This window comes from Falsiroseomonas sp. RANM36 (assembly GCF_056682175.1).
In genome coordinates this window covers 1-298 of record NZ_JBWXTD010000058.1, presented here as the reverse complement: position 1 = coordinate 298, position 298 = coordinate 1, and the positions used below count along the sequence as shown (strand labels likewise).

The following is a 298-nucleotide window of genomic DNA, read 5'->3' as shown; positions in this document are numbered from 1 at the left end:
CCGCCATCACCACCATCTCGTGGCTCCAGTCGAACTGGTACGCCTCTCCGGGCGCAAAGCTCAGCGGCACATAGGCCGCCGCCGACACCGCCGCCCGCGCGCGCTGCCAGCCGCGCGCATAGCGCCGCACCGCGTCGTAGCCGCCGCCATAGCCAAGGCCGCGCAATTCCTCTGACCCTGCCCCCTAATTGCCCTCGTTCATGAGCAGAGCCTGTTCTCCATTTGCCCCGATGCGGGGCGGGTTGCAAATGCGGCTGGGGTGAGCCCGTTCAGGCTCGTGTGCGGGCGGGCCGTGTTG

Annotated in this window: 1 pseudogene; it reads right to left on the bottom strand. The window is 69.1% G+C overall.

What is annotated here, in order from left to right:
* A pseudogene (locus AC1MIR_RS27835) lies at positions 1–172 on the bottom strand (IS21 family transposase); the annotation flags it as partial.
* Between the last annotated feature and the right edge of the window lie 126 nt (positions 173–298).